The organism is Chloroflexota bacterium (assembly GCA_016219275.1).
Classification (GTDB): Bacteria; Chloroflexota; Anaerolineae; order UBA4142; family UBA4142; genus JACRBM01.
Genome location: JACRBM010000094.1, coordinates 93399 through 102586, shown reverse-complemented (window position 1 = coordinate 102586; position 9188 = coordinate 93399). Strand labels below are relative to the sequence as shown.

Genomic DNA, 9188 nt, shown 5'->3' with positions numbered 1-9188 from the left:
TCTCCCCTTCCCTCGAAGGGAAGGGGACGGGGGTTAGGTCGCAAACACCCTGTGCAACAGCGTTTGAAACAAATGCTCCGCCTGCCGTTCCGCTTCCCGTTGTTGCGCGCGCAGACCGACCTCTCCCCAACCCTCCCCTAAAAGGAGAGGGAGACCGACCTCTCCCCAACCCTCTCCTTAAAGGAGAGGGAGCGTACGTCACCCCTTCCCTCGAAGGGAAGGGGACGGGGGTTAGGTCGCAAACGCCCTGTGCAACAACGTTTGAAACAAATGCTCCGCCTGCCGTTCCGCTTCCCGTTGTTGCGCGCGCAGACCGACCTCTCCCCAACCCTCTCCTTAAAGGAGAGGGAGAACGACCTCTCCCCTACCCTCTCCTAAAAGGAGAGGGAGCGTACGTCACCCATTCCCTTCCAGGGAAGGGGCTGGGGGTTAGGTTATCCTCGTGCGACAAGTTTCAGTGATTTGCTCAAGCACATTCCGTAAGTTGTACTCGATTTCCTCATTCTTGAAACGCAATATGAATAACCCACGCGCTTTTAATTCGCTTTCGCGTTCCGCATCACGCTCAATTTGTTGCGCGTGAATTTTGCCATCTACTTCAACAACGAGACTTGCCGCGTGACAATAAAAATCCACGATGTACTTGCCGACGATTTGTTGGCGGCGAAAATGAAAACCGTTCAAACGATTGGCGCGCAGATTTTGCCACAGGATTTTTTCTGCATCTGTCATTTCGCGGCGAAGTCGTCGTGCGGTATCGTACATCGTCTCGCCGATTATCTGGTTGGTGACGATTCCTTTGATTGGCATATCTACCTCTCCCCTACCCTCTCCTTAAAGGAGAGGGAGCGTACGTCACCCCTTCCCTCGAAGGGAAGGGGACGGGGGTTAGGTCGCAAACACCCTGTGCAACAGCGTTTGAAACAAATGCTCCGCCTGCCGTTCCGCTTCCCGTTGTTGTGCGCGCAGACCGACCTCCCCGACCCTCTCCTTTTAGGAGAGGGAGTAACTCTCCCCTTCCCTTCCAGGGAAGGGGACGGGGGTTAGGTCGCAAACACCCTGTGCAACAGCGTCTGAAACAAATGCTCCGCCTGCCGTTCCGCTTCCCGTTGTTGCGCGCAGACGTTCATACTGCTGGACGACGAACGCGATAATTATCCTGCCTGCAATCCCTTCAGCAACTTGTCAAATGCCTTGTCGTACTTGACCGCGTACTTGTCTCAGCCACTGAAATCACCGACGACTTTGCGGAGCACATCCACTTTCCGCTCGTGTTCCCATCTGCTAAATAGGTGGGCGAGAAGGCATTGCAAATTCCTGTAATTGTATCAACTTGGGAATACAAACGCTCGCCCTGGTATATGACCAGAGCGGGCGAGCACACGCACCCAACATCGCCGCCGGTGGTTCACGCACCGTATGGCTTGCATCAAGCGCAGACAAATTCGTGTCTGTGTTTGAATTATACTCCGCGACGCGATAAAACAAAAACTGACTCGATTCCTCAAGTCAGTTTGTAGTGCCCCCATGGAGATTCGAACTCCAGTCTTGGCCTTGAAAGGGCCACGTCCTAGTCCCCTAGACGATGGGGGCATTGATTGCGAAACGCATTTTACGCATTGCGTATGATTTGTCAAATGATGCCCACGCGCACGCGATAACTGAAATACCACGGCGATGGCGCATCGCCCAATAATTCTTGTGCACGCGCACGAAATTCCGGCACGCCGATTTCCGCTTCCGTCATCCCGCGCTTGAGCAAGGTCGCCACTCCGCCCTGACTCAACGCGAGTCCGACCAGTCGCTCGGCATTCCCCAGCTCGATGTGATGCACGACCAGTTCTTTGACGAATCGAAACTTGTCACTAGCTTGCATCCGAGCGAGATGCTCCGATTTATTCCACTGCTTGACGCCGCGATAAAATCCGCGTGCCGCGCCGATTTCTTCCGCGCGCGTGTCAAACTCGTCGTACAATTTTTCCGCCTTCCAATTCAACGTGGGGGGCCAATCGGCATCGTACGCGGCGAACACACCGCCCGGTCGCAGAATGCGTGCGATTTCTGTGAATGTCGTCGGCGGATCCATCCAGTGGAGGGATTGCGACGCGGTCGCAATCTCCGCGCACGCGTCCGGCAAACCGGTCTCGTGCGAATAACCGCGCTGAAAACGTACGTTTGCCAATCCCGTCGCGCGCGCTTTAGATTGGCGACGCATATCGTCGCTCGGCTCGACGCCGATTATCTGCTCCGCGCGATCAACCCACACGCGCGTCGAAAGCCCGGTACCGCTCCCCAAATCCACGACTAGGCGCGGTCGTTCGACCTGTGCGAGCTGTGTCAGAATATCGAGCAGGATCGCGGGCGGTTGTGGACGATATTTGTCGTACGTATCGGCGAAACCATTAAAACGTTCGACGTTGGCAACAAGGTTGGTTGTCATGTTCTAATTCCCGATTTCTAAACCGGCGGCCATGGTACGGCGGGCCAATCTTCGGGCGGTTGAGGATAGATACCCTTTTCGATCAACTCAGTAATGCGTTGACGCAACGCGCGCATTTCGCGATTGGAAAGCAATTCGCTTAACGCATTCGTCAATGGCTCGCCGCGCGCGAGACGCGAGAGCAACGTGCGTAGATCGTCGAGCGCGGCTGCCGGCACCGGTTGATCCACGAAATCCCAGATCACTGTACGGAGTTTGGGATATTCGTGAAACGTGACACCGTGATCAATACACCAAATCTTGTCATCTTCGCCAAGCAACACGTGACCACCTTTGCGGTCAGTGTTGTTCACAATCGCGTCGAACGCGGCGATGCGTTTCATTTCCTCGCGATGCGCTTGCCGCAAAGTGAAAAATTGTTGACCGTCCACAAACGGGATGAACATCTGCACCATCCCGAACCCGTGCGGTCCATCACGCAAAACGGTCGGCGGCACATTGGGCCAGCCAAGCGCCTGGCTGACCAGATACGCGGCGTACTCGCGATTCGCCAACGAGCCGGTCGGAAAATCCCAGAGTGGGCGTTCGCCATTGCATGGTTTGTAGATCACGTTGAGTTCGCGCGCCCCCGCGTGAATCGTCGCGAGAAACGTATAGTTGGAACCCCACGGCACCAAGCCGTCGAGTTCGATCTTGCCGCGCGCAAGTAGTTCGCGGGTCGCGTCGTTCGCGTTCATCGTGCCCATGTGTTCTAGGTAAGCGTTGCCTTTTCGCCGTGACCGTTGCGCTTGGGACAAAAATGCCCTTCGGGATCAATCGGTCTGCCGCACAAGACACAAATCGGACGCCCGCCCGCGACGATGCCGGCGGCGTGCCGCGCGAGCGCGCGCATCTGTTCGCGCGTCGCCCAGAACCGCACCACGTTAACCGTTTCGGAATTTTCTTCTTCGGGCAATTCGTACGCGAGCAACACCAACAAATTATTTTCCGCGTCGTAACCCAGACCCAGCTGACCGATGCGAAACAACGGCTCCATCGGTTGCGACAGTTCCATCTGCAATGCGGTCACCTCGACCGATTTCGTGCCGGCTTCCAATCGTTCGAGCAATTCGTCAATGCCGCGCGATAACGCGGCAAGTTGTTCCTTTTCCGCGACCAGCGTAACAATCGTCGCCGCTTGCCGACCTTGCAAATAAAATGTGCGCTTGCCGGGCTTGCCAATCACACCCGCTGTGATATGCGTTACTGGGTTCAAATCATAGAGGATGTTTGGCTCCGCCATCTTTTTTTCCTTTCGCTCATCTTTGGATTCATCCTTTTTCGCCGGTTCAGGTTTGAATGCCGGCAGTTTCGTGCTATCGTTCATGCGGAATAGCGTCGCGCCGTTCTCGCCGAAAAATAACACCGTCACCGATGCCGGCGAAATCACGAGACGCTGAAAATCATTCAGATTCATTTTCAAATAGTGCGCGAGCGCGGCTTTGATCGGATCGGCGTGCGAAACGACCGCGACGATTTCGCGCGGATGCGCGGCGACAATGCGATCTATCGCCGCGACCATGCGCGTTTGCATATCTACCATCCGCTCGCCGTTAGGAAATTGAAACGTCGCCGGCACGGATTGAATCTGCTTCCACAATTCCGTGTCTTGGAGTTCCTTGATCGTCTTGCCGGTCCAATCGCCGATATTCACTTCGCCGAGTTCATCGCGAATCTGCGCGTGAAGATGCTGGCACGCCGCGACCGCATTCGCGGTATCGCGCGCGCGTTCGAGCGGGCTGGAGTAGATCGCGTTGATCGGAATGTGATTGACGCGCCGCGCGAGATCGTCCGCCTCGCGCTGTCCTTGCGCGTTGAGATGCACACCAGGCGTCAAACCGGCGAGTCTGCCATCTTTCACATAGTCGTTGCTTGCGTGCCGAATCAATAGTAGTATGGTCATGTCTGGAATTTGGATGTTGGAAATTGGAAGTTGGAAGTTGGAGACGAGAGGTTGGAACAATCCAATTTCCAATTTCTAACTTCTATCTTCTAACTTTCAACATCCAACCTATATCACTGCACTTGCCACGCGGTCAAATCGTCGAGCGTTTTCTTGTCGTCCGCACTCAAGCGCCAACCGACCGCGCCAAGTGAATCGCGCAGTTGGGTGGTCGTGTTCGCACCGATGATCGGACTCGTCACGGTCGGATTCGCCAGAATCCAGGCAATCGCGATCTGCGCGAGATTCTTGCCATGCTTTCTCGCGAGTTGGTCCATCGCATCGAGCAGTTGCATATTGCGATCGTCGTTGATAAAGCGCGCCATCCGAATGAGGGGTGAAGGATGAATTCATCCTTCATCCTTCATCCTTCCGGCTTCTCTAAGCATCTCGCCAAACTCGCTCAACATCATCGCGGTCGCGCCCCAGACCTTGTGTCCGTTGATCAGAAAGAACGGCACCGTAACCTCGATGTCCCGAATCGTCCATGGCTCCTCGACAATGTTCTGCGCGTCCACGATCAATTCGAGCGGCGTATCAATCACTTCGACGACTTCGTGTTGCGATGCAGACACGTCGGGTCGCGCCGGCGTGAACGCGACAAACGGCGTGATGCGAAATCCGCTGATCGGCACCCACAACGGCGTTAGCGCGCCGCCCAGAATCTCGATGTGAGCGAACGCGATGCCAAGTTCCTCGGATGTTTCGCGCACCGCCGTTTGTTCGAGCGTCTCGCCCGGTTCTTGCGCGCCGCCGGGCAACGCGATTTGTCCTTTGTGAGTTTCGACCGTGTTGGTGCGTCGCGTCAAGAAGAAATGCAAATCGTCATTATGCGGAAAGAGCAGAATCAAAACGCCCGCCTCTTTCGGTTTGATTTCCGGCGGAAGCGGGAAGCGGTCGCCTACCCGCGGGCGCGGCGACAAGCGTACTTGGGCGCGGCGTCCCGGTCGGGCAAGTGCGAGCGCGCGCCGCACATCGTTCAAAGTCACGGGCGCATTTTATTCCAAACGAGAAGAGTGGTCAAGCGGGTCTTGACGTTGTTCCGGTTACAGATTAGAATGCGATTGAAAACAGCACCACCCATGCCCGCCAGCGAGTGAACCATGAGTGTAAATCCATTTCAGCGCGCCGAAGACGAATATTTTCGTTTGAAAGGACAACTTGCGACCGGGCGCATCACGCAGGAACAATTCGATGCCGCGGTCAAAGAGCTGCTAATCCAAGACGCGCAAAAACGCTATTGGATGCTCGGACCCGACAGCGGCAAGTGGTACGTCCATGACGGTACGACCTGGGTCGAAGCGCAACTGCCCGCCTCCGGTTCAAGCGCGATCAAACAACCTAGCCCAGAAACGTCAGTCGCTAAATCACCTCGACGTCGTATATATCCGCTTTTGATAATCACCTGTATCGCGTTGCTGTGCGGGTTGGTCGCAGTCGGTGGGCTGCTGTTCGCGTCGAGACAGGGACTCGTCAATCTCGCGATGTTCAACGCACCGACGCCAACTCGCCTCGCGCCGACCCTGCCTAGCCCACTTCCAACGCTCGCACCGCAACCAACTTTCATCGCGGTCTCGCCATCGCCGACCGTGTTTGCGCCAACCGCGCCCGTTGCCGTTACGCCGACGCAATCAACCCAGGTTGCGCCGGCACAACCGACCCAGGTTGCGCCAACACCGGGACCAACCCTGCAACCGTCCACGCAAACCCCCGCTCCACTAAAGCGGCTCGATTTATTTCCAGGGTTTAGCGGCTCGGATGGAGTGAACGTGATTGATGCCGCGACGAATGCAACATTTTTGGTGTACGGACAACCAGGGGTCGCCTCGGCGGCGTGGTCACCCGATGGAAAGAAACTGTTGGTCTCGTCCTCCGCGCCGCAGCAGGGGAATTTTTACAGACGGGTGTTACGCACCGTGAATGCGGATGGAAGCAACATCACGGACATTCACATGGTGATGTGTGACACATTCAAAGCCGGTTGTAGTTCGTGGGGACCGTTCGAAGCCCTATGGTCGCCGGATGGAAAAAAGATTCTCGCGCGCGAACTCGTCGAGCAGAGTGGTCTGGTTCTACGCAACGCGTCCGACGGTCAAGCGCCCCAGAGTTTGCCAAGCAGTCCACTCGAACAGACGCGCACATCCGCGACCGATATTCCGCGATTCTGGTCGGTGGATGGACAATGGGTCATCGCGATTTCGACTGAATCCGGCAACGCCGCATATGCGCTCGAGGTCAACGGAAAACGGCGCGTGCCGGTATCTACGCTCGGAAAAATCCAGGTTTACGATCAGCGATTTTATCCGTGGAAAGTGATGGACGCGCCCATCAATTGCAAGTCGTTCGAGTACTTTAACTGTCCTTGAGCAGGAGTGAATACCCCCACCCCGACCCTCCCCCATTCGGCAAACTGCGCCGAACAGGGGAGGGAACTCGCGCACACTCCCTTCCCTGTTCGCCCGACCTTGGCGTACGAGGGAGGGTCGGGAGGGGGTCGCATCACCCCATCAATCCCGCCGCGCGCAATTTGCGAACGATCTCTTGCGCTTGCGCGGGCGGCAACATCCTGAGCGCGGCTTGCACACCCGGCATATCGCGCGCTTCAACCGCCATCCGCACGTCGAACGGGAGCGAATTGAGGACCGTCTTCGGATTGAGTCGCTCTTGCTTCGGCGGCGCGCCGATGATGCCGGCTTGCGTCAGCCGCTGCACCACGTCTTGCGCTTGCGCGGGCGGCAATTTGGCGAGCGCCGCGCGTAGTCCATTTGTATCGTGCGCCTCAACCGCCATTCGCACATCGAATGGAAGCGAATTGATCACCTCTTTCGGATCGAGCGGCGCGGCGTCCTCATCGTCATCACCGAGAACGCCGGCTTGCGCGAGTTGTTGCGCGATTTTTTCCTGTTGCTCCGGTGGCAGTTGTGCGATCGCTTTCATAAACGCGTTCATGTCGCCAGCCATTAACGGGACGCGTAACGATTCCGGCAATGCCGCGATGGCTTGCATCGCTTGCGCCATTTTGTGTTGTTCTTCCGGGCTGGGTGGCTCTGCCGATTCCAGTTCCGCGTCCGGCGATTCGATCAGTTCGAGGATACGTTCGATGAGAACAGCGTGCATCTCATCGAGTCCTGCCGCCAATGAGTTGACATCCCCTTCACCATTCCAGATGCGCTGAACCGGCGCGAACAGGCGCCAGCCCTTTGCATCGAGGTCTTGCAAGAATTTTTCGATTTCGGCGCGTGGCGCGTTCGGCTCGCCGCGCGCGACCGCAGCAATATCGCGCAGAAGCGGATCGAACTGTTGCAAAATTTGCGCCGCTTCGATCCCCGCACCGCCGATGATACCCGCCGCGCGCAATTGCCCGACGACGGCATTCAGTTGTTCCGGCGGCAATGCTTCCATCGCAGTTTGAAATGCTAGCTGATCACGCGCCTCGATTGCCGCGCGCACGGCGGGTGGCAGACTGGCTAACACTTGGTCTTGATCCATATTTTCCTTTTCGCTGCGCCGGTTCCTCGCGCAACCGATTCAAATACAAAAATATCTGAGGATGCAACTTTGCCCGGCGTGCCACAAAAATTTAACCGCAAGTATATGTTGAAGTGAGCACAATAGCAAATGCACATTGACGCGCGCCCGCGTCCGCGCTACAATCACAGCGAGGTGAAAACGATGGCAAGTCTAAAACCGATAGCAACAGAACGATTGCGTGAGGCAAAAGAAGAACTCGCGCGACTCAAAGCAGAGAAATTGAAATTGTTTCCGCCGAATCCGCACCCGTTCGCGCAACCCGACGCGTTCCCCCGCAACGCGACATCTGAACAAATCGCGCAACGCAACGCGCTCATCGCGCGCATCGAAGAGTTGGAGCGATTGATCGAAGAATCCGAAACGCGATAGTACTCGAAATAAAGCGCGACCCGAAGGGTTTGCCCTGCGGGTCGTTTGTCGCTCATTGTTTTGCAAATGTCGTGATCCACGCGGCATCTTCGTCGGAGAGCGGCGGCGGTGGCGGTGGTTCGCGATAGTCAATCGAGAGATCGTACGCGGCTTCGTCGTAAATCGCCGTGAGCGCGGCAGATAATTCGAGCGGCACATCCGCATCCGGCGCGCGTAGGGGAACGGGGACCGTCGGTAAAGTGTCACGTAGTCGAAGGGGCCACGCCGAAATTTTGCTGGTTTGCGCGCGGGTCAACGCGACGAGATATGCCGCGTTCCGTACCTGAGAGGCGGTGATCGCACGCGAACCGCGTCGCAAGAAATCAACCTCAAGCAAATGAACGTCGGCGCGATATAGCGCGTCGCGTTTCTGCACATACTGCGTCAACCCTGGCTCGCGCTTGTTGATCGGCGAAAGAATCTCAATGACCGTAATCAATTCATTCGCCGCGACATCGCGGATCTCGACCGACGCAACGCGCATTTGAACGAACGGAATCGTCAGCGACGGTGTCATCGTCGGCGTTGCAAACGCGCCGCCGCCAAAAAGATCGGGCAACGCTTCTGCGCGACTCGCGCGCACCACTTCGATATCAGGATACATGATGCTGATTTCATCTTCGGAGGGCTGACCGCCCAAGACCGCAATGTTCAAGCGCGCGACATAGCGCGGCTTTAAGCGCGGCGATAGCAATTGACTGATTTTGGTCGCGAGCCGCTGATGAACATCGGGCCAAAGCTGACCTTCGAGATACGGATCCATTCCCGGAAATGGCGATGGCATACGCGCCTCCTCTGCTCAAGAGTATAACCCTCGGCTATACCGCT

Annotated in this window: 10 protein-coding genes and 1 tRNA gene; 2 read left to right on the top strand and 9 right to left on the bottom strand. The window is 56.6% G+C overall.

Translation table 11 applies throughout. The annotated features are described in order from the left end of the window. Positions 1 to 429: 429 nt before the first annotated feature. The 7 genes from HY868_25250 to HY868_25220 form a co-directional block, all read right to left on the bottom strand. The gene (locus HY868_25250) at positions 430 to 810 is read right to left on the bottom strand and encodes a DUF559 domain-containing protein (protein MBI5305460.1); all 381 of its coding nucleotides are present in this window, start codon (positions 808 to 810) and stop codon (positions 430 to 432) included. Positions 811 to 1520: 710 nt separating this feature from the next. Continuing rightward, a tRNA-Glu gene (locus tag HY868_25245) sits at positions 1521 to 1593 on the bottom strand. A 40-nt stretch (positions 1594 to 1633) separates the two neighbouring features. Then, positions 1634 to 2440 (bottom strand): class I SAM-dependent methyltransferase, encoded by an 807-nt coding sequence (locus tag HY868_25240; protein MBI5305459.1) that lies wholly within the window; start codon positions 2438 to 2440, stop codon positions 1634 to 1636. Between the two features lie 17 nt (positions 2441 to 2457). After that, positions 2458 to 3186, bottom strand: a complete 729-nt coding sequence (locus HY868_25235) for an SCO1664 family protein (protein ID MBI5305458.1) — start codon at positions 3184 to 3186, stop codon at positions 2458 to 2460. Between the two features lie 5 nt (positions 3187 to 3191). Next, positions 3192 to 4382, bottom strand: a complete 1191-nt coding sequence (locus HY868_25230) for a DUF3090 family protein (GenBank protein MBI5305457.1) — start codon at positions 4380 to 4382, stop codon at positions 3192 to 3194. 113 nt (positions 4383 to 4495) lie between these two features. Then, the gene (locus HY868_25225) at positions 4496 to 4717 is read right to left on the bottom strand and encodes an aldo/keto reductase (GenBank protein MBI5305456.1); all 222 of its coding nucleotides are present in this window, start codon (positions 4715 to 4717) and stop codon (positions 4496 to 4498) included. 54 nt (positions 4718 to 4771) lie between these two features. Next, entirely contained in the window at positions 4772 to 5410 is a 639-nt protein-coding gene (locus HY868_25220; GenBank protein MBI5305455.1) for a CoA pyrophosphatase, read from the bottom strand. A 114-nt stretch (positions 5411 to 5524) separates the two neighbouring features. Between HY868_25220 and HY868_25215 the strand changes: the two genes are divergently transcribed. After that, the gene (locus tag HY868_25215; GenBank protein MBI5305454.1) at positions 5525 to 6787 is read left to right on the top strand and encodes a PD40 domain-containing protein; all 1263 of its coding nucleotides are present in this window, start codon (positions 5525 to 5527) and stop codon (positions 6785 to 6787) included. A gap of 133 nt (positions 6788 to 6920) precedes the next feature. Here the strand turns inward: HY868_25215 and HY868_25210 are convergent, their stop codons facing one another. After that, positions 6921 to 7910: a hypothetical protein gene (locus HY868_25210; protein ID MBI5305453.1), complete on the bottom strand. Its 990-nt coding sequence runs from the start codon at positions 7908 to 7910 to the stop codon at positions 6921 to 6923. Between the two features lie 183 nt (positions 7911 to 8093). Between HY868_25210 and HY868_25205 the strand changes: the two genes are divergently transcribed. Continuing rightward, entirely contained in the window at positions 8094 to 8321 is a 228-nt protein-coding gene (locus HY868_25205) for a hypothetical protein (GenBank protein MBI5305452.1), read from the top strand. A gap of 52 nt (positions 8322 to 8373) precedes the next feature. Here HY868_25205 and HY868_25200 read toward each other — a convergent pair whose 3' ends face one another. Then, the gene (locus tag HY868_25200; GenBank protein MBI5305451.1) at positions 8374 to 9144 is read right to left on the bottom strand and encodes a DUF4058 family protein; all 771 of its coding nucleotides are present in this window, start codon (positions 9142 to 9144) and stop codon (positions 8374 to 8376) included. Positions 9145 to 9188 lie beyond the last annotated feature (44 nt).